Source organism: Shewanella sp. Isolate13, from assembly GCF_022398325.1.
Taxonomy (GTDB): Bacteria; Pseudomonadota; Gammaproteobacteria; order Enterobacterales; family Shewanellaceae; genus Shewanella.
Map to the genome: position 1 here is coordinate 86,808 of NZ_JAKEVD010000007.1, position 20,425 is coordinate 107,232.

Annotated in this window: 20 protein-coding genes; all 20 read right to left on the reverse strand. The window is 49.3% G+C overall.

The genetic code is table 11. The features are described from left to right. Window positions 1-5: 5 nt before the first annotated feature. A complete protein-coding gene (locus L1D44_RS06695; protein ID WP_239889430.1) occupies window positions 6-668 on the reverse strand; it encodes a DUF3261 domain-containing protein in 663 nt (220 codons plus the stop codon). After that, on the reverse strand, window positions 656-1,960 hold the full coding sequence (locus L1D44_RS06700; RefSeq protein WP_239889431.1) for an NAD(P)/FAD-dependent oxidoreductase: 1,305 nt from the start codon (window positions 1,958-1,960) through the stop codon (window positions 656-658). Before L1D44_RS06700 ends, L1D44_RS06695 begins: the two co-directional genes overlap by 13 nt. Beyond that, window positions 1,950-4,385, reverse strand: a complete 2,436-nt coding sequence (locus L1D44_RS06705; protein ID WP_239889432.1) for an MMPL family transporter — start codon at window positions 4,383-4,385, stop codon at window positions 1,950-1,952. The genes L1D44_RS06700 and L1D44_RS06705 overlap by 11 nt, the downstream gene beginning before the upstream one ends. Then, window positions 4,385-5,161, reverse strand: a complete 777-nt coding sequence (locus L1D44_RS06710) for an outer membrane lipoprotein carrier protein LolA (protein WP_239889433.1) — start codon at window positions 5,159-5,161, stop codon at window positions 4,385-4,387. The genes L1D44_RS06705 and L1D44_RS06710 overlap by 1 nt, the downstream gene beginning before the upstream one ends. Beyond that, window positions 5,158-5,604 (reverse strand): acyl-CoA thioesterase, encoded by a 447-nt coding sequence (locus tag L1D44_RS06715; RefSeq protein WP_239889434.1) that lies wholly within the window; start codon window positions 5,602-5,604, stop codon window positions 5,158-5,160. The genes L1D44_RS06710 and L1D44_RS06715 overlap by 4 nt, the downstream gene beginning before the upstream one ends. 16 nt (window positions 5,605-5,620) lie before the next feature. Then, a complete protein-coding gene (locus L1D44_RS06720; protein ID WP_239889435.1) occupies window positions 5,621-7,183 on the reverse strand; it encodes an aromatic amino acid ammonia-lyase in 1,563 nt (520 codons plus the stop codon). After that, the gene (locus tag L1D44_RS06725) at window positions 7,180-8,919 is read right to left on the reverse strand and encodes a glycosyltransferase family 2 protein (RefSeq protein WP_239889436.1); all 1,740 of its coding nucleotides are present in this window, start codon (window positions 8,917-8,919) and stop codon (window positions 7,180-7,182) included. Before L1D44_RS06725 ends, L1D44_RS06720 begins: the two co-directional genes overlap by 4 nt. Beyond that, window positions 8,919-9,293 (reverse strand): thioester dehydrase, encoded by a 375-nt coding sequence (locus L1D44_RS06730; protein ID WP_239889437.1) that lies wholly within the window; start codon window positions 9,291-9,293, stop codon window positions 8,919-8,921. Before L1D44_RS06730 ends, L1D44_RS06725 begins: the two co-directional genes overlap by 1 nt. Next, window positions 9,290-10,669: an AMP-binding protein gene (locus L1D44_RS06735; RefSeq protein ID WP_239889504.1), complete on the reverse strand. Its 1,380-nt coding sequence runs from the start codon at window positions 10,667-10,669 to the stop codon at window positions 9,290-9,292. Before L1D44_RS06735 ends, L1D44_RS06730 begins: the two co-directional genes overlap by 4 nt. Continuing rightward, the gene (locus tag L1D44_RS06740; RefSeq protein ID WP_239889438.1) at window positions 10,666-11,214 is read right to left on the reverse strand and encodes a hypothetical protein; all 549 of its coding nucleotides are present in this window, start codon (window positions 11,212-11,214) and stop codon (window positions 10,666-10,668) included. The genes L1D44_RS06735 and L1D44_RS06740 overlap by 4 nt, the downstream gene beginning before the upstream one ends. Continuing rightward, window positions 11,214-11,462: an acyl carrier protein gene (locus L1D44_RS06745; protein ID WP_220768580.1), complete on the reverse strand. Its 249-nt coding sequence runs from the start codon at window positions 11,460-11,462 to the stop codon at window positions 11,214-11,216. The genes L1D44_RS06740 and L1D44_RS06745 overlap by 1 nt, the downstream gene beginning before the upstream one ends. Window positions 11,463-11,470: 8 nt before the next feature. Beyond that, entirely contained in the window at window positions 11,471-11,725 is a 255-nt protein-coding gene (locus L1D44_RS06750; protein WP_220768581.1) for a phosphopantetheine-binding protein, read from the reverse strand. Beyond that, window positions 11,722-12,489 carry a lysophospholipid acyltransferase family protein gene (locus tag L1D44_RS06755; RefSeq protein ID WP_239889505.1) on the reverse strand — a complete coding sequence of 256 codons (768 nt, stop codon included), beginning with the start codon at window positions 12,487-12,489 and terminating at the stop codon, window positions 11,722-11,724. Before L1D44_RS06755 ends, L1D44_RS06750 begins: the two co-directional genes overlap by 4 nt. A 58-nt stretch (window positions 12,490-12,547) precedes the next feature. After that, window positions 12,548-13,285: a beta-ketoacyl synthase chain length factor gene (locus L1D44_RS06760; RefSeq protein WP_239889439.1), complete on the reverse strand. Its 738-nt coding sequence runs from the start codon at window positions 13,283-13,285 to the stop codon at window positions 12,548-12,550. 261 nt (window positions 13,286-13,546) lie between these two features. Beyond that, a complete protein-coding gene (locus tag L1D44_RS06765; protein ID WP_239889440.1) occupies window positions 13,547-14,413 on the reverse strand; it encodes a DUF3014 domain-containing protein in 867 nt (288 codons plus the stop codon). Window positions 14,414-14,556: 143 nt separating this feature from the next. Continuing rightward, window positions 14,557-16,632 (reverse strand): ATP-dependent DNA helicase RecG, encoded by a 2,076-nt coding sequence (gene recG, locus L1D44_RS06770; RefSeq protein WP_239889441.1) that lies wholly within the window; start codon window positions 16,630-16,632, stop codon window positions 14,557-14,559. Window positions 16,633-16,710: 78 nt separating this feature from the next. After that, window positions 16,711-17,307, reverse strand: a complete 597-nt coding sequence (locus tag L1D44_RS06775) for a response regulator transcription factor (RefSeq protein ID WP_239889442.1) — start codon at window positions 17,305-17,307, stop codon at window positions 16,711-16,713. Then, window positions 17,307-18,398, reverse strand: coding sequence for a sensor histidine kinase (locus L1D44_RS06780; protein WP_239889443.1), 1,092 nt, complete (start codon window positions 18,396-18,398; stop codon window positions 17,307-17,309). The genes L1D44_RS06775 and L1D44_RS06780 overlap by 1 nt, the downstream gene beginning before the upstream one ends. A gap of 82 nt (window positions 18,399-18,480) precedes the next feature. Continuing rightward, entirely contained in the window at window positions 18,481-19,185 is a 705-nt protein-coding gene (locus L1D44_RS06785) for a hypothetical protein (RefSeq protein WP_239889444.1), read from the reverse strand. A 229-nt stretch (window positions 19,186-19,414) separates the two neighbouring features. Further along, entirely contained in the window at window positions 19,415-20,338 is a 924-nt protein-coding gene (locus L1D44_RS06790) for a calcium/sodium antiporter (RefSeq protein ID WP_239889445.1), read from the reverse strand. Between the last annotated feature and the right edge of the window lie 87 nt (window positions 20,339-20,425).

The following is a 20,425-nucleotide window of genomic DNA, read 5'->3' on the forward strand; positions in this document are numbered from 1 at the left end:
CAGGTTTATAACGGGCTGATGGTCAGCTTAAAGTTGGCAGCATCAATATTTAGGTTAACATCGGTCTGCCACTTGTCTAACTCACTCTTATTTGAGCCATTCTTATTTAAGCCGTTTTCACTTATATTGCTATAGCGTATGGCTATTATCGGCTGCTTGCCAGCAGCCGAGTTAATAGTGCCATTTTTAGCAAAAAAGAGCCCGCGACACAAAGTGGCATCGCAGTCATAGCTCTGCATCTTCGCGCCTCGTAAATGCTGGTTGACGCTGGCATCGGGCCAATAGATGAGTTGCATAATAGCTAACAGATACTCCGCCTTGAATTGATCGCCGAGTAGTTGGCTCTGCTCGCTGATTAAGATGTTGCCATCATAGGTGAGGGTAAACAGTGCCTGCCCAAGTGGCGCAAGGCCAACTAGGGTGAGCCGCTGTGGCTCAAGCTCTAACTGACTAAGCAGCTCGTGTTGGCTATCTTGAGTCTGGATGCTGACCTTTTGAGTTGCACTTATCGTGTGCTGCTCCCCTAAGACTTGCTGGGAGACAGGTGCTAAGCAATAGCTCACATCGGCCGCCAGTTCGACACAGGTTTGACGCTGCAGTATCTGGCTACAGGCACTAATGACTAGGCATAGAGTTGCAAAGGCTAATCTTCTGCTTAACTTCGACATAGTTCTACAACCATATTGAGTCGGCGTTTCGATTCGCTAACGAATGGATTGTTCTCATCCCAAGCGTAGCCCGCGAGAATAGAGCTGATCATCTGCTTGATTTTAGGGTCGGGCCTGTCGAAGAAGATCGCCTCTTGGAAGCTGCAATTGTACCAAGCCTCGACATAGGTTCTGAAGGTGTCGACCCCTTTCATTAGAGGTTGGGCATAGTCTTGCTGCCAATCGACCTGCTCGCCATCGAGCTGTTTTAGCAAGGTGTTAGCCGCTATGGATGCAGACTGCATCGCTATGGTCACACCCGATGAAAAGACCGGATCGAGAAACTCGCCGGCATTCCCCAGCAGGGCGAACTTATCGGTTGCTAGTGTCTTTACATTTGCCGAGTAGCCTTTGAGTAGCGCAGACTCATTAATCAGCTCGGCATCGGCGAGTAACTTTTGCAGTCCCGGCTCTTGGTTAATCATGGTCTTGAGAATCGAATCTAAGTCGCTATTGCCGATCTCATCGCTGAAGCCATTATTACCGTAACCGCTTAGAGAGGTGAGTTGCTCTGGCTCACCGACAACGCCGACCGAGCAACGGCCATCGCTGAAAGGAATAAGCCAATACCAGATATCTTGGTTATCTGGATGCACACTGATCAGGATCTTATTTCGATCAAAGTTAGGATCTGTGATCTTGTCTCGAATATGGTTAAATACGGCGCTCCGCGTCGGCAGTGTCGAGGGCTTTTCTAAGTCGAGTAGTCTAGGTAACACACGGCCAAAGCCGCTGGCATCGAGCACAAACTTGGCTTTAACAGTCTGCTTTTGGCCTTTGTCGTTGCTCACTTCAAGGCTTGGTTCAGGGCTTAAATCGATCGAGTCGACCCTGTGACCGTAACGGATCTGGACTCCTTGTTTTACCGCTTCATCGGCTAGCAGTTTATCGAAATTGGCGCGCTCGACTTGAAAGGTTGTGCCGGGACCTTGGCTAAACTTGTCGGTAAAATCGAAGGTGGTGTACTTATCTTGGTAACGAAAAGCGGCACCATTCTTAAATTGAAACCCTGCTTGATTGACCGCTTCAAGCATATTGGCTTCATCGATAACTTGCATGCAGCAGGGCAGTAGACTCTCACCGATAGAGAAGCGCGGAAAATGTTGTTTCTCTAACACCAATACTTTCTTACCTTGAGCGTGTAATAAGCTAGCGGCAATGCTACCCGATGGCCCCGCGCCAATAATGGCCACATCAACCGATTCGGTTACACCAGATTCACTCTCATACTGAACAGCTTGATCAGTCGACATCAGTAGACTTCCTTGTAAAATTTTGGATAAAAGGGGAGAGCAAGAAGGTAAAGTCAATCCCCAGTAATAGGGTTAGGCCGAACGCATTAATTGCCGGTGTTTGGCTAAAGGCAAGCAAGCCAAAGGCAAGCAGGGTCGACATGGCTGACATAAATACCGCCATCATCACCCCGCGAGTCTGTTGTTTCGACTCGGCAAAAAATAGACTGTAATCGATGCCTATGCCGAAGACTAAGATCAGTGCCAGTGCATGAAATAGGGTTAACGGGTTATGACTGACCCCTAAGCAGGCTAAGGTTAGCAGAGCCGACAGGGCTGGCACCGCGACGACGACGGCAGCGAGCCTCAGGCCAAATCTAAAGGTGAAGATGATGCCTGCGATCAGCAGCGCGAGTGCTAACAAGCCCAAGGTGAGCTGGCGATAGTGACCCATGACCGTCGATATATCGCCGACTTTATCGACTAGCTGAACATGAGGGAGAGCTTCGAAGCGTTGCGCCAGCGTCTCTAACTGGGTGATCCCACCAAGCAGCACGATAGCGCCATAACCTGTCTCACCCTCTGGTGGCGACAGCCATAGCGGCTTTAAGCTTGCGCCCGCTGCATGGTTTAATAAGCTATCGGCAGTGATGAAATCTTCTTTTGCCGCTTGGTATTGCTCTACGAGTGCGCTCTTAATGCTGGGATCTAAGCCTAAGCTGGCAAGGATCTCATCGAGGTGTTCTAGGTAGATCAGCCCCTGTAGTTGGTAGTGGTCTTGTTGCTCCGATTGACTTGGCAGGAAGCGGCTTAGGCTGAGGTGATTACCGATTAAGTTATCTTGCTCAGCTTGTTTGAGGAGCGGCTCCAACTGAGCCAGCTCATTGGTAACCTGCTGCTCGCTATCTCCACTCACCAGTAGAAACTGGTTGTCGGTGCCGCCACTGAGCAGGGTGCGTAGCTCATCTTCCTCGGCTTGAATGTCGGTAGGTGTATGCTGCAGCTGGCGGATATCGTCATTAGCCTCTATCTGGGTAAAGCCTATGGTGATAAAGATGCATGTCCCAATCGCGAGCAATAGCCGTTTAGTCAAACCTGTCGGCATCAGGTTAAGCATAAAGCCTTGGTAGCGACTGGCGTAATCGAGTGCTCGGCTAGCATCACGCACAGGACGAGCGGCAAGTATTGGGTAGGCCAGTAGTAAGGTTAAGTAGGCACCGGCTAAGCCTGAGGCGCAGAATATCGCGACCTGTTGCATCCCTGGGAAGGGGGCGAGGCCTATGGCACTGTAGGCGATAACACTGGTCAGCAGCGCCAGTGATATGGCGATGAAAATCTGTTGGATAACCCGATCACTACTATAGCTTGGGTGATTTAAGCGCTCACAGTAGTAATGAAAGCAGTAGTCGATGGAGATCCCGATAAGGCTAGTACCAAAGACCAGCGTCAGTAGGTGTAGCTCACCAAATACCGCTGTTGTGGCAACCACTGCAAATAGAAAACTGCTACTGACGGTGACTAAGGCGATTGTCAGCGGCATAAAGGATCGAAACGCAAACCAGACCAAAGCAATAACACCTAGCAGGGAGATCACGCCGATAGTCGAGACCTCTTTCTTGGCATTATCGGTAGCGGCTATAGCATGAAATAGTGCTCCCGCCTTGGCGATCTCAATATTGCTGTCTTGCTGCATGACGGCATCGAATGCCGATGTCAGTGCCGAGAGTTGCAGCTGTTGTGCGTTAGGGTTAAAGGCACTATCACGGCCTTTAGCCATGACGATGGCGGCAAATTTAGGGCTCTGGTTTGGAGCTTTAGCGGAGATAGTCTTGAGCAGCACTCCTTGCTTAACGTTGAGTTGCTGTGATGGCGCCAGCGCGAGCAGGTTATCAGGGTAAAGCAGCAGTGGGTCATGGCTCAGCAAGTCGCTGTTAGCATAGCTAAAGGCGTTATAGAGCTTTTCGAGCGCGGTTTGCGTGAGCGGCTGCCATTGCCCCCGTTCAAGAAGTTGTTGCTGCTTATCTGTGAGTAGTTGAAATCTATGTTTAAAGTAATAACTGTTTAGTGCCTCGGCCTGCGCCATATCCGCGCTGCTAACATCGGTAAAGGCACTTTCTTGATTATTTACTCGAGTCCCGTCTTTCGAGGGCTGGTTAAGCTTAGCCATTGCTGTCTTGGCTGCATCGATTGCCGACTGCTCGTTATCACTAATGAAGCCTAAGTAAATGCGGTTCGCCAGCTGCTGTTCGACCTGCGCCATCGCTCGCTGGGTCATTGGGCTCTCACTCACCTTGGGTAGCATGGCGAGAATATCGCTTTGTACTCGAGCGCCGCTTTGCCATAAAACAAGGCCTGTCGCAAAAGTAATGCTGATTAGGGTTAGCCAAATGAGCAGTCTCAACTTGGCTGTCTTGTGGCTTAGAAATCGATTAAAGCTCGGCTTCATTATGGCTGTTTGCCCTCGTTCTGAGGGACGGTATTTGGCGATAGTTCAGGTAACGGAGCGGGGCTAAAGCGTTGCTTATCTGCTGCCGTTAATGGGCTTTCATCGATGGCTGAAAATTCGATACGGCTGCGATCGCCGTTACGGCTAAACAGCACCAGAGTTTGGATCTGCTCGTTACCAGCCAACACCATCTGTGGCATCGCTTTCTCTAGCAATGGGTCGGTGGGGATTAACCCTAGTTGCCATTGTTGTGTCGCTTGTCCTTCAGTATTGGGGGCTAGCTGTAGGCTGAGGGAAAAATGCTGCTCTAACTGTTTAATGTCACCGCTTAATAGGGCGTTTAACAGCTTTGGCATCAACTCACTCATCTGATTGACACTGCCTGCTTGCTCGGCGTTATTGATGTTGATATTGCCTTGGCTATCTATCTGGATAAGTTGCTTATCCTTTAAGATCAGAGTGCTGGCAAACGGGGTATTCTGTTGCCAAATCACGCCCAGATCTTTAGCAAAGACAAACTCCCCCTGACTCACTAGCGGCTTCTTAAGCACCTTGAGGTAGCGATATTGGCTGAAATCCCCTTTCGCCTGCGGGCTTGGCGATAGCTGGGCCGTTAGTCTCGTCAGCTCGGCACTGCTTGCCTCATGCTGAAATAGCTCCGAGTAATCGGTGTGTGTATCAGCCTGCGCGTAACTGCTGCTGAGCAGCAGCGTCGGCACGAAAGCAAATGCTAGGACGAGTGCTAGAGCTTGTGTTAGGGGAATGAGACGTTTCATTCGCTTTGCTCGGCAGTGGGGGACTGAGGCAGTAGATGAGCAATCTTCTGTTGGAAAACATCAGGCGTGACAAAGCACAGCTCCTGAGTTTGCATATCTACCGCAGCCTGAATGGTGTGCCCCTTAGTGATTCGCTTACCGGTTTGGGCATCGACCACCTGATAGTTTATCTTGAGTCGGTTTTCCCATTCGACCAGTGCCGCCTTGATGATAATCCTCTGCTCGAAGGTACTCGACTGTACGTATTTTATCTGCACATCGACAATCGGCCAGACGTAGCCCGAGTCCTGCATGGCGCGGTAGCCGTAGCCGATTTTATCTAGCAGTTTACAGCGTACCAGCTCAAAGTAGCGTAGGTAGTTGCCATGCCAAGTGATCCCCATAGAATCGACGTCATGGAATGGGATCTCTACTTCTAGTTCTGCGAATAAGATACCTTTCATTAGCAAGCTCCCGTCATTAGCCGCACACTTCCCAGTAACCATTTTGAATCTTATCCACGGTTGAGCGCAGGGTCTGCTCTAATGGTCTGTCTTCGGTCAGTAGCTCAAAGTCTGCTTCAACCTGAGCTAAGGTCTTACCCAGTGAGAGCGTAATCGAGCTGGGCTGCAGCTCCTCTTGGGCGATGCGCAGGCGAATACCTTGAGACATGGCCAGTAGCGCCGCCGCTGCCACTTGTTCGGTAAGCTGTAATACCCGCATACAGTCGCGAGCCGAGATGGTGCCCATGCTCACTTTATCTTGGTTATGGCACTCGGTTGAGCGGGAAAATACGCTAGCAGGCATGGTGTTTTTCAGCGCCTCAGCCGTCCAAGCCGACACGCCAATCTGCACCGCTTTAAAGCCGTGGTTAATCGCCTTACGCTTGCCTTGGGCACCCGACAGGTTGGCGGGTAAACCGTTATTGAATTTTTGATCCATCACTAACGCCATCTGACGATCGATCAGATCGGCAATATTCGCCACCGCGTTTTTCATCGCATCCATGGTAAAGGCGATGTGACCACCATAGAAGTGACCACCGTGCAGGATATGCTCGCCTTCACCGTCGACAATCGGGTTATCGTTGGCGCTGTTCAACTCGGTCTCGATAAACTGGCGCATAAAGGGTAGCGCATCTTGCAGTACGCCAATCACATGGGGGGCGCAGCGGATAGAGTATCTGTCTTGCAGCCTGTCAGAGTTACGTGGATGGATATGATGATTGAGGTCTTCACGGATCCATGCGGCGATCTGGTTTTGCCCCGGGTGAGGTTTTGCGGCAAACAAGATGTCATCGAAGTGGTTCGAGTTGCCTTTTAATGTTAGCGAAGCCATGGCAGTAATACGGCTAGCAAGGCGAGCCATATATTGTGCACGATCATAAGCTAAGCAGGCAAGGGCGGTCATAACCGCAGTGCCGTTCATTAGCGCTAAACCTTCTTTTGGACGAAGTTTTAGCGGCACGATATTTAATTCTTGGTAGACGTCACTGGTAGCGCGTCGCTCACCTTGATAAATCACATCACGCTCACCCACTAACACTGCTGCTAGGTAAGAAAGCGGCGTTAAGTCGCCACTGGCACCGACCGAGCCTTCTTCAGGGATCACTGGGATGATGTTGAGGTTGAGTAGGGTTTCGATACGCGCGAGTAGCTCATAACTCACGCCTGATTTACCAATTGCCAGTGAGCTGAGTCGGCATGCCATCACGGCACGGGCTTGCATGGGGGACAGTATCTCTCCCATACCGCAGCCATGAAAACGGGTCAGGTGCAGCGGCAGTTCATGGACTAAGTCTAAACCAACGGTAACAGTGCAAGAATCACCATAACCTGTGGTGACGCCGTAAACCACACCCTCTTCTTTTAGCAGGCTATCGATGAACAGGGCACCCTTTTGGATATAGGTGCGATACTCGGCCGTCTGATTTAGCTTGGCTGTCGCGCCCTTGGCGATAGCCACCACATCTTCAAGCGATAGGCTGTTATAGCCAAATTCAACGGTTTGCTGGCTAAGGTTATGGGTATTGTGTTGGGTCATTTGCTTGCTTGTCCTTTACTGCTACGACTACTGCTGCGACTGCTTTGTGCATCGGCACGCTGGAACTCTTCATCCTTGCGCCAGAAATCATAAAAATTAAACCATTGCAGTGGCTCACTCAGAGCAAAACGCTCCAAGCGACTGCTAAATTCATTTACGGCTTGCTCGAGCCTTTCGGCGCGCCCCGCTCTTGGGCCTTTTAAGGTATCGGCGAAGTGCTCAAGGTGAACATGATAGCGACCATTTTGGCGCAGACAGAACATGGTATAAACCGGACAGTCCAGCAGCCCCGCCAGAATGAATGGCCCCTGTGGGAATGCGGCCTGCTCACCCAGAAATTCTTGGTAGATTACTCGTCCAGCCGTTTGAGACGAGGTTCTGTCTCCTGCAATTACTACTAGTTCACCGGCTTCAATCTTTTGCTGTAGTAGCATCGAGGTACTCGGGCCGAGCTCGGTCACCTGAATAAGATTCAGTGAGCTGTCGGGATTAAGCTGCTTGAGCACCCGATTAAAGTTCTCGGCGTTTTGCGTCAGCACCATGACGTTAACCTTGACTTGGCGCTGGTGGATTGAGATCGCGCGGCACAGCTCTAAATTACCTAGGTGTGAGACCAGTAACACGGCGCCATTGCCGGCAGCAAGTTGGCTGGCGAGCATTTCGCGGTTGGGAAAGTCCACCTCTGAGAGCTTGATACGATCGCACCAGGCATCGATTCTATCGAGGGCGGCATTACCGAAGGCGAAAAAGTGCTTCAGACTATCGCGCCAGCTGAGTGGCTCCCCCAACTGTGGGTGGTTAGGGCGCTGGTGCTTCACATGGGTTAAAAACTGCTTCGATGCGGTGCGCGCCGTGGTGCCTGTGATAAAGAAGTAGCAGATCACCGGATACATGATGGCGCGGCACAGCCAGTGCCCACCTAAGCGGTAGCTTTGGGCTAGCAGCTTAATTCCCCAGTAGCTGCCGCGTTCCCCCATGCTGGACCAGTGTTTGTTCTGGCTCGGCCTAGTCAGCTTGTGCAACAGCTTCTTGGGCTGGCGCAACAACATGCCAAAGAAGAGTTTGCTGTGCATCAGTGAGATGCGCACATTGTCTTTGAGGCCTTGGAAATGGCTGACACCATCTTCGGGGTAGATCACCCGTGTTGGCAGATGGATAACGGGGACGCCTTGCCAATAGAGCCGCACCAGCACTTCGATATCGAAATCCATGCGCTCGCCCAAGGCGTGGCTTAAAAATAGCTTCTCTGTTGCCGCCAGTGGGTAAACTCGAAAGCCACACATGGAGTCTTGAATATCGAAGCTTAAGGTCTCAATCCACACCCAGAAGTGGGTGATATAGCGGCCATACAAGCGACCCTTAGGCACGGACTCGTCGTACTGTGGCAGGCCGGAAATCAGTGCCTCTGGCGCTGACTCTGCACGGGCGATCATCGCCGGAATATCATCTAAATCGTGCTGACCGTCGGCATCGACCTGTAGCGCGTGGGTGAAACCATCGGCGTAGGCTCTGCGCAGGCCAGTCATCACCGCCGCACCTTTGCCGCGATTAAATGGGTGGTGAATGAGCGTCACCCAATCATATTTCTCAGCCAGCTCGATGAGCAGAAAGCGAGTGTCATCGTCACTGCCATCGTTAATCAGATAGCAGGGGAGTTCAAAGGCCGCGAGGCGCGCCAAGGTCTTCTCGATTGCGCCGCGATGATTGTAGTTTGGAATAACCAGAGCTAGACGCATTAGTTTGCATCCGTTGTGTTAGAGGCACCATTGAGTGCAATGCGTCCCGATGCAAAGCGCTTATCGCCATCGCTGTAGGCAAAGGTAAGCTTAGCCTTGGCCGCATTGTGGCTGACGTTGAGCTCCACCTGAGTGCCGGGCAACATGAGCTGTTGAAACTTTAGAACCTCTAAGGTTGCGACATCGATGGCATACCCGAAATGCTCACAGCCGAGCTTTATCGCCCAATCGAGCTGGGTCACACCCGGCAGTACCGGTTGCTCTGGAAAGTGGCCATTAAAATAGTCGAGTTCGGCAGCAATATCGAGCCGCCAAGTCACTGAGTCTTGGTCCTTGCTGCAACTGATGATGGTGGGCAATTTAGATCTAATCATTTGCTCTTAAACTTATCGATATCGAATAGGGCTAACATGCTAGATTGAACGCGCTTCCCCTGCTGATCCAGTGGCAGCTGGGCTACATAGCGCCAGCGTCTTGGTAAGGTGACTCGTTCAAACTGTGACAACAGGTGATTTTTCAGTTGGTTATTGAGCGCCAACTTGCCGTTTGCTTCGAGTTGTTCTATCCCTTGGGGTGAAAGCTCTATGGCTGCGCCAAGCTGCACTCTAGGCTGTTCGAGCATCACCAGTGCGGCTTTAGCCACATAGGGGTGACTCTCTAACAGTGACTCCATCTGCACCAGCGACAAGCGCTTCTCTTCCACCTTGATAATTCGGTCTAAGCGGCCTTGAAGGGTAAATTTACCATCGGCGTGCAGGGCAATCTTATCATCGCACTTTAGCCATTCACTATCTGGCAGGTAGGGCGATTTGAGCACTAGTGCACCATCGCTTGGATCTTGCTGGATTTCAATTGGCGCGAAAGCTTGCCAGTCGGCGTTAGGCTGGTGTTGACGACGATAAGCGATACCGCCAGTTTCGGTGCTGCCAAACACCTCTATCGGTGCTTGCCCATAGCAATGTGCCACGGCTTTAGATGCATCAAAACTTAACGGCCCGCCAGAGCTGAAGACTAAACTCGGTGCACGCAGTTGACGCTCGTTATCGAGCGCATCGGGCAATCGAGACAGTTGGGCCGGACTACTGATCAAACACAAGTTTGGAAATAGGTTGGCGTAGTAGTTTAAGGTCTCAGGGTATTCGACCAGATCGCTTAAGAATGGGCGACTCGCCGCCAGAGGCCAGAGGATCTTAAACAGTAGACCGTAAATATGCTGATGAGAGACGGTGGAGATGACACTGCAGTGAGGCAGGTGCTCAGCAAAAGTCTGCTCTAGTACACTGACTTCGGCATCGAGCTGCTCGATAGATTTTACGACTCGCTTAGGCTTTCCGCTGCTACCTGAGGTGAATAGAACTAGCTCACCCAAGTTATCGGTTTTCGGCCAGTCACTCGTGGGTGGGTTGAGATCTTTATCGAGACGCAAGAATGCTTTGCCTTCACAGATGGGCATATCGGAGAGTACGCCATCGAACTCGTGGGTCAGTTGGCTCAAGGTTCCCGCTTGCCTGTTTGCGGGGAGTACAACCTGTTTCCCCGCGAGTAATCCTGCGCACAGTCCAACGGCAAACAGATCGCTGCTATCGCAACATAGCAACCAACGCTGGGAGCTGGAGTCAATGAGTTGCTGTTGCAGCTGGGCGACTTGGGCGGTAAATGCAGAGCCCGTCACAATATCGTGATGATTGAAGCTAATTAGCTGCTGGGCTGCAGGGCCTTGGCAGAGCCAAGATTTAAGGAGATCCGTCATGACTTTTTCAACCAAAATGTTCTGTATAACCATTCGCCACCAAATAGCGACCCGATAAGCAGATAGGCGATCAGCCCGTTATAAAGCGTCCATGTTTCAAGGCTGGCATAGAGTGCGGTATAAAGCGCCATTGCGCCATTAAAGATAAACAAACCGCACCAAACTAAGGTGACGGTCTTGAGGTAGCCGATTGCCTCATCGGGCAGCTCTGGCTCCTTTAATCTCGCCAGCCTCTCTATCATGCTGGGCCCACGCCTTAGTGAATAGCCAAAAAGCGCCAACATGGTGAGGTTTATTACCACAGGATAAAACAGTAACCAGTGATTTTCTTTGGCTACAAAACTGCCAGCGGTTAAACCTATACCCACAAGGAGCGGCAGCACAAGCGCCTTTACTTGCTGCTGTTGCAGCACCAGTCGTAGGATTAAGACTGCGCACAAGGCGAGCGCGATGCTGCCAGCCGGCAAATAGTGCAGACCAAAATAGACCGCCAGCGGGTAGCCTATTACCACGAGGGTCGTCACTATTTGCAGGAGCAATCGCATTACTCTTTAACTAAGCCTTCGATGGCCGACACAACGTCATCTACGGTTCTCACCGCTTTAAACTCTTCAGGCTTAATCTTCTTGCCTGTCATCTGTTGTAGCTTAATCACCAAATCGACGGCATCGATGCTGTCTAGATCTAGCTCTTCATACAGAGAAGCTTCTAGGGTGATATCTTCCGCATCAATCTCGAACTCTTCGACGAGGATCTCAGTCAGCATTTCAAGGATCTGTTCACGACTTTGCATACTTCCCCCTAGACTCGCTGTGACTCAATGAAACTGACTAAGCTGGCAACACTATAGAAATGCTGTTTTGTTGCATCTGAGTTTGCTTCAATCTTCACATCAAATTGCTTTTTGATGGCAAGGCCAAGCTCCAATGCATCGATAGAGTCGAGTCCAAGCCCTTCACCAAATAGCGGTGCCTGTGAGTCGATATCTTCAATGCTGACGTCTTCAAGGTCGAGACAGTCAATGATTAGTTGTTTTACTTCGTTATCTAGGCTCATAAGTATCTATCTAATTGTTGTTTATAATAGTTTTCTAGGTCACGAGTCATCTGCCGTGCCATTTTTGCATCGCCGCCTGCACAGGCATCATAACGTAAATAGGGCAGTGTTTCGCCTATTTCGATATGCATGCCTATGGTTCGTCTCGGCAGCTGATACCAAGCCTGCTGCTTACTGAGTCCAACAGTATTGGTTTTCAAAAATACAGGCAATAGGTCGCTTCGTGTTCTAAGGGTGATATTGGCGGCCCCACGTGCAAAGGGGTTCACTTTTTCACCTATGACTGTGCGGGTTCCCTCTGGGAAAATAATTAAATTAGTGCCACGCTCAAGTACCGATTTACAGTCCTCCAATAGCAGCTCTGCGCCGCGGTTGGGAATGTAACCTGCACAAGAGACTACGCCTCGCAAAAAGGGGTTGCGCCATAGTCCTTGCTTAACGATGCAGCCTGCATTTGGCATCAAACTGATAAGCACGACCACATCGACTAAGGTGGGATGATTTGCCGTGACAATGACGCCTTTTGCATCGCGAAGACGACCCAAGTCTCCATGACTGACATTAATCACGCCAGCCCAGGTGAGCATCTTTACGAATCCCTTAAACATAATATGTACGGCGCGCTGTACCCGCTCGATACGCTGCTGGGGCGTACCAGGCCAAAATCGCAGGATGGGCAGGATAGTAAGCGAACTTAAAAGGCCACCAAGGCCGAAGGCGATATAGCAGGCGGTGCCGCCGAGCCAGCGTGGCACATAGGCCAAGCCAGTTAACTTAGGGGCGAGAGGTTGCGCTCTCTGTGATGGTTTACTTGCTAAAGACTTAGTCACAGCAGATTAGCTCCCAATGCCAACCCGCCAAATAACCTGAGATACTCTGCTTAGCCGCAAGGCTTGCGAGTAACTGGCCGAAACAGAGTTGCTCACGTTCATCTCTATGTTCGCGCTTGTCGGCAGTTAAGTTCAAAGTCGCGATAGCACCTTGCTGGCAGTTTGCTGGAGCCAGCATAAAGGCGATGGCGATAGGCCATTCTGGTTCAGAGGAGAACTGCTGATAAACTTGCGGCACGGGCTCGTCTGCATAGGCTAACAGTAGCGGCTCAGGATCAGCATGCAGCTGTCCAAAGGCTTCGATGAAAGCCTGAGAAAAACTATTCTTGCCCGCCGCAATGGAGGTCGATGCAGCTTGATTCCCCGTTAAAATGCTGAAAATGCCACTGGCGGTGTTGTGTACCGACTGACTAAAACCTGTAGGTGACAGAGGTGATTCGGCAACAATATCCTTGAGTAAACCTACAGTGCGGTTAATTTCGCCGTGTTGCGAGGAAAATATGCTGCGGCATTGCTCAGGCGGATCACACTGAGATACCGCTTCAAGGATGATTTTGGTGAGTTTGCTGAGTCTTCTACGCTGCATAGCTGGCACATGAGCCAGTTTTGGCACAGCAGAGTGCTGTACAGAGTCGTCTTGGGCTATGCTTGGCCAATTTAACCATTCATTGGCTTGTTGGTACTGCGGCGACCAGGCGCCCCATGAAAGAATGCTAAACTTCAAATGCATCGCCTTAGATCCGAATATCCTTTCGTATCACCTTGACTGGTAAAAAGATAGTGCTGACCGACGACAGCAATTATGTCTGTAAGTGGTCAAATATAATGTTATTTAGAGCCGCTATTCTACATCATAAATGCAGAGCTTAATAAGCTCTTTTATGATACAGGTGTCGCTTAAAGGTGAGAGGGAGGTGAATAAATGTTGGCTTTGGATGAGAGCCCTGTTAATCCAGGGCTCTTGAAGAAATGATTTAACGGCTGTGATGGCCTAATTTAGATGCTGCTGTAACCGACGTAGTGCAGATTTTACTTTGCGTGAGTTTTCAGGTCCCATACGGATCATTAACTTCTGCGCATTTGGCAGTGCTTCAAGTTTTGGGTCGACAAACTGGTAGTTCACACTCACACCATCTAGCTCGATGGGCTGTTCGATTATCGGTGCATCTAACATCACCTCAATCGCCTGCTGCATACGTTCATCGAATGAGATGTCGTTATAGCCGAGCTCGACAAATGCTTCGCTCAATAATGGCGTTAGCTCCTTGTAGGTCTTCGCTAACTCCTCATCATTTAGGCTAGCTAGAAAATCGGCGTAGAGATCGTATCTATGGTAACTATCAGGGTTGATGTAGGTCTTGTTGGCGATCTCCGATACGGTAAAGCTATTATTTGGTGCCTTGAGCGGACTCACTTTGCGGGCCAGTTCGCCCTGAGCTAGGTTATCGACAAACACCACAAATTGACGCACTAGATTATCTTCAATCAGTAGCGGCTCAATCGCCATACCATCGGCAACGTCAGTGACTTTGCTGTGAACGAATTCGTCGCTCTCCGCGAGTGTTGGCAGAGGCTCGACTTGTGGAGTCGGATCGACTTCCGGTAGCTGTACAGGTTCAGCTTCTATCACCACTTCTGGCTCTGGAACCGCTTCAGTTTCAAGTGGCTGTTCAGGTACAGGATCTGGAATAACCACAGGGGCAATCACTTGAGGCTCTTCGACTTTTTCATTGCCACTGAGGTAGTAGTAGCCGCCAGCAGATAGTGCCACCACAGCAACTATAGCCAAAATTGCCAGACCATTGGTGCCAGAACTTTTTTCCTGAGGGGAAATTCTATCTTCTTGACTGAGTTGCATTTTAACTCCTCTGCTACCGCGCAGTGAAAGGACTAATAATATAAAGTATAGCTTCAATCCATTCTGCAAAAATCCAACAGATTGTCTATAGGTTGAAGCTCTATTAAGGATATTTAATTTCGAAAGCAGACCAAATGAGTCGTTTACGCTTGTACGAATTGCTCACGGTCACCTAGCCAGCGTTCGATGATGGCGTCGACGCAGTCGGGCGCTTGTTGCATAACGTGGGCGGCGAGCTTCTGTACATGGGGGATAAGGGCTTGATCACGCATCAGATCGGCAATCTTCATATCGGCGATACCCGTCTGTTTGGTGCCTAATACCTCACCCGGCCCGCGGATCTCTAAGTCTTGCTGAGCAATCACAAAGCCATCGTTACTCTGTCTGAGCACACCGAGCCTCTTGGTGGCCGTTGCCGATAGTGGCGCCTTGTATAGCAGCACACAGTGACTGGCGACGGCACCACGGCCGACTCGCCCCCTAAGCTGATGCAGTTGAGCTAGCCCTAGACGCTCGGGGTTTTCGATTATCATTAAACTGGCGTTGGGTACGTCCACGCCAACTTCGATCACAGTCGTTGCCACCAGTAAGTTGAGTTCTCCGGCTTTAAAGCTCGCCATGATCTGCTGTTTCTCGGCAGGTTTCATCCGGCCATGGACTAGGCCTATCTTTAGTTCGGGTAGCGCTCGCTTCAGCTCTTCGGCAGTATCTTCGGCGGCTTGGCACTCAAGCGCTTCCGATTCTTCAATCAAGGTGCAGACCCAGTAGGCTTGACGCTGATCGGTGAGGGCTGCCTTGCGGACGCGGTCGATCACCTCTTCGCGGCGCTGATCGGAAACTGCAACCGTAGTCACAGGTGTTCTACCTGGTGGCAACTCATCGATAATCGAAGTGTCGAGATCGGCATAGGCGGTCATAGCGAGCGTTCGTGGAATCGGCGTGGCCGTCATAATTAACTGGTGTGGGTGAAAGCCCTGACTGATGCCTTTCTCTCGTAGCCCTAAGCGTTGATGCACGCCAAATCTATGTTGCTCATCGATAATAATCAACGCCAACTTATTGAATACCACCTGCTCTTGGAAGATAGCATGGGTACCAATCACAATATGAGCGTCACCCGATTCGATATCCGCCAGCGATTGGGCTCTGGCTTTACCCTTAAGCTTACCTGCAAGCCAGCCGACCTTAAGCCCGAGAGGCTCGAACCAAGCGGAAAAGTTAATGGCATGCTGCTCTGCCAGTAGCTCCGTTGGCGCCATCATGGCGACCTGATAGCCGCTCTCAATCGCCTGCAGTGCTGCTAAGGCGGCGACTAAGGTTTTACCTGAGCCAACGTCACCTTGCACTAGGCGCATCATCGGTTCGTGTTTAGCCAAGTCTTGAGTGATGTCGGCTACGACTCGTTGTTGCGCGCCAGTAGGCTTAAAGGGTAAGGAGGCTAAAAATGGATTAAGTAGCTGACCTGTAGCATGCATGCTGACCGCACTGTCACGGTTGCTGCGCTGACGCAGTCGAAGCATACTTAAGTTATGGGCCAATAATTCTTCCTGAATCAGGCGTTGCTGCGCTGGATGTGTGCCTTGCTCCAGCTCAAATAATGACACCTGATTATTGGGTCTATGCAGGATCTGCAGTGCCTGCTTTAAATCTAAGTTGTTTGGTTGCAGGTGTGGCGGCAGCAGCTCATGTAGGCCGCCATTGTCTAACAATGCCAGTGCCTGCTCGGTGAGTTTGATCCAGCTAGCCTGCTTCAACCCTTCTGTGGTTGGGTAAACCGGTGTAAGTGTATCGCTTAGCTGTAGATCTTCGCCCGGGGATATCAGCTTATATTCTGGGTGGATAATTTCGGCAAAGTGCTTACCACGGCGAATTTCACCATAGGCACGAATAGTCATACCGATCTCTAAGCCGTTGCGCTGGGCCACCGAGAAGTTAAAAAAGCGTAGGGTTAAGCTGCCGGTATCATCGCGCACCGTGCAGGTCAGCATGCGCTTACGCCCTTGAATAATTTGGCTGGACTGAATGACGGCTTCTATGGTGCCGTAACTGCCAGGATAAAGCGAGGCAATAGGGTAGACTTGAGTGCGATCCTCATAACGCAGCGGCAGATGAAACAACAGGTCTTGCACTGTTGTAATCCCTAGCTTTGCTAATCTCTCGGCCATTTTACTGGCAACGCCCTTGAGATCGGTTATTGGAACAAGATCGAGTCTTTGCAAACTGTTAGCGCTCAAACACTGTAAATTTATACATATATTATCAGAGTTATTGGTTTACGCAAATTTGATAGTTTCTTATTATAACCAACCCTTCTGTTTGGCAATTCTTGCGGCATCAATGCGGTTAGTGGCATGTAACTTACTCATAGCCTCACTAAGATAATTTCTTACAGTCCCTTCGGCAATAAACAGTGTGTTTGCTATGTCTGCTGTACTTTTGCCTTCTGCGGCTAACCTTAGTGCACGGCGCTCTTTGTCATTGAGTGGATCTTGCTCGCCTATCGCCATAATCGCAAGTTCGGGGTCAATTACCCGCTTGCCTGTCATGACTTGGTTGATCGCGGCAATCAATGTGTCTGATGGAGCATCTTTTAGTAAGAATCCACCCACCCCAGATTCTATTGCTCGCTTAATGTAACCAGCGCGGCCAAAAGTAGTGATGATGACGATTTTTAATTCAGGCTTATTGGTTTGGCACCAAGTTGCTAGTTCTAGCCCTGTGAGACCAGGCATCTCAATATCTGTGAGTAACAGGTCAAATTCGTGCTGTTTTAGTAAGGATAATGCAGCGTCTCCATCGGGAGCTTGTACAACATCAAATTCGCCACTTAAGCTCAGCAGTGCACTTAAAGCTCCCCTTACCATGGCTTGATCTTCGGCTAATAGTATTTTCATTATTGCTGCAATCCTTGCTGTGGCAGGGTGATGGTAAATTGGCACTGTTGGTTTAGGTCCCAAGTGAGCGAGCCTTGAAACTGCTGCAAACGCTCACGAATACCACTTAATCCATTACCTTGGTTAACACTGTCTGGTTGACCATTGTCAGTGATTTGAACAATGGTTTGTTGTTGGTTTTGGCTAAACCGCAAACTGCATTCTTGAGCTTGGCTATGGCGAATAATGTTATTACACAGCTCGGTTAAACTGAGAATTAAATGGGTTTCAAGCTCAGGGCTTAGGCTTGGTATTTCGCCCTCTAACGTTACGCTTAAGCCTTTATCACGTAAAGTTTGGCATAAGCCGGTTACGCTGGCTGCAAGGCCTTTATGTTTATAGCCGGATACGGTTTGACGAATTTGGCTTAGGCTATCGCGGGCTATGCTATTGAGTTCGGCTAGTTGTAGTTTGGCTTGTTCAATATCGTCTTTAGCAAGTAGCTTTTCTGCAAGCTCTGCTTTGAGTGAAATAGACGATAAGCTATGGCCCATTATGTCGTGCAGATCGCGGGCGATCCTCTCTCGCTCTAACATAGTGGCTAATTGGTGGATTTCATCTTGGCTCTTTTGCTGCTTACATATATTTTCAATGCGGGTACGTTCCACTACCCCAAAAAGGCTGACACCTGCGAGCAGCGCTGCGCCATAAATAGCCCAATAGTAATGATCAAAGTTAAGACTCACATTGAGCAAAAATAGGGTAGCAATAAGCGCTGCGATACAGAGTACTGCTTTCCGTAACGGGTAAAAGAAACCAATAAAAAATCCGGCAAAAGTAAACAGAGATAGCGAGCCGGTATTTATCGGCGTCACTGCAATAGCAATGGTTATTATCGCTAATATGGGCAGATGTGCTTGGCTGCTAGTGCTACGGTAAGCCCTGTAGTAGCAATAAACAAAAGGGATTAAAGCGGCTAAGCTAAGCAGAATTTGCCACAGTGGCATATCGATAATGAAGTAGGGAATAAAGTAGAAAACCAAATTGATTAAATAGACCCATGCATACTTGTCTTCTGTTTTGCTTGCAGGGTTTGGTATGTCTTGCGTCATAATTAATTCCTTTTAGCTGGAGAGCGCTGTGCTCGCGGCGCTCTCCATTTACGATTTGTCATCTTTTGACTCAAATATACGGTTATCTTTTAGCGTTTTGTTGAGTGTTTTGCTGTAAAAGAAATTGAGCCCAAGCGTAGTCAGATTCAACCGTTAATGCTGCATTCCAATCCGTGATAGCGCCTTCTAAATCACCTAGATTTTGCTTTGCTAGGCCGCGCCAAGTATAAGCCTCTGCATGTCCCCAACAGATGTTATCGCAAGGATTGGCATAAAGTTCAATAGCTTGACTAGCTAAGTCTGCCGCACGCTGCATGCTACCGCCGTACATTGTGGGTGTGTTAAAGGCCGAAATGGCTTCTACTAGCGTAATCCTTGGATTATTAGGCTCAAGTTGTTTGGCTTGAGCTATTGCTTGGCCTGCTTTAGGACCATAGGTAGCGGCTTTACCGTTATCGAACGCGATAAGCATGCCATACACTGATGATAGTAATGCAAGGCTATCGGCGTTGCTGCTGGTGCTAGTAAGATTTTCTAAGGTTGTTTTGGCATCTTCTAATGCGCTTAGAGTTAGCGTTGGTTGGCCTACAATATTGGCTGTAATGGCTAAGCGATAGTTTGCATAAGCTTGTTGGTAATCATCACCTTGTAGGCTATAGCTTTTGAGTGTGTTTACATCCATTTGATTGGCAGCGGCATCAATATTTTCGATACTGCTGGCATTAGCAAGTTGGCTACTAAGAGCAGATGAAAGAGCAAGTGATGCTGTAAGTAGTAAAGTTTTCATATCAATCTCCATTTGAGTGTCATGCCTACCTTTGTTGCGGTAGGTATTGTTGGGTACGGCTCTAGTATTGGAGATTGTGGCTAACAAATGCAGACACAAACGTCATGACTTGAAGGTGACATTTGTCATTTTTAGCTAAAATGTTGCTGGTAATTAGGGATAAAAAAATGGCCTAAAGCGTATTCGCTTTAGGCCATTTCTATTTAAATTATTGTGTATAGCTTAATGTTTAAGCTTGAGCTACTAGGTAGCCAATATAAACGAGGTAACCTAGTACTAGTAGTCCTGCTTCACGGCGACCAATGCGCAATCCTGTGTAGGCAAACGGCAATAAGATCACTGCAAAGGCAATCATCGCGCTCCAGTCTAAGGTGCTGATATCACCACCAATAATTGGATGGATTAGCGCTGTTACACCTAAAATACCTAAAATATTGAATAGGTTTGAGCCAACAACGTTACCAATTGCAATGTCGCTTTCGCCTTTTAACGCGGCAACAATCGAGGTAACGAGTTCAGGCATACTGGTACCGATAGCCACAATGGTTAGGCCGATAATCACTTCGCTAATGCCGAATGATTTAGCTAAGGCGACTGCGCCATCAACAAATAGAATACCGCCGCCAACCAGCATGCTAATACCGATCACGATAAACAGTACCGATAACAGAGGATTTTGCTTGGTATCGGTTACATCATCATCGCTCTGTTTCTCAGCCGTGAAGTAGCTAAAGGTCAAGTAAGCCACAAGCAGCGCAGAAAGAATCGCACCATCCCAGAAGCTTAAGCCGCCATCGAGTAGCAGACTCCAGAACAGTAGCGATGCCGCGATCATGATTGGAATGTCACGGCGTACCATCTGAGACTCAATCTTGATTGGGCGGATAAGCGCTGTGATACCTAAGATCAGACCGATGTTGGCAATGTTTGAGCCGATCACGTTACCTAGTGCAATACCGCTATTGCCTGCAATGGCAGATTTTACGCTCACTGCAAGTTCAGGCGCGCTGGTACCAAAGGCAACGATGGTTAAGCCAATAATTAGAGGAGTAAGCCCTAATCTAAGTGCAATTTGGCTCGCGCCTCTTACTAAGGCTTCAGCCCCTAAAGTAAGGATTAAAAAACCGCCGAGTATCGACAATAAAATAAACATGGTTAACTCTATAAATTGGATTTTCTTGAAAGGAGGGCAAGAATAGTTTCTTTCAAAAATTGCGCAATCAAAAACTGTCCATCCATC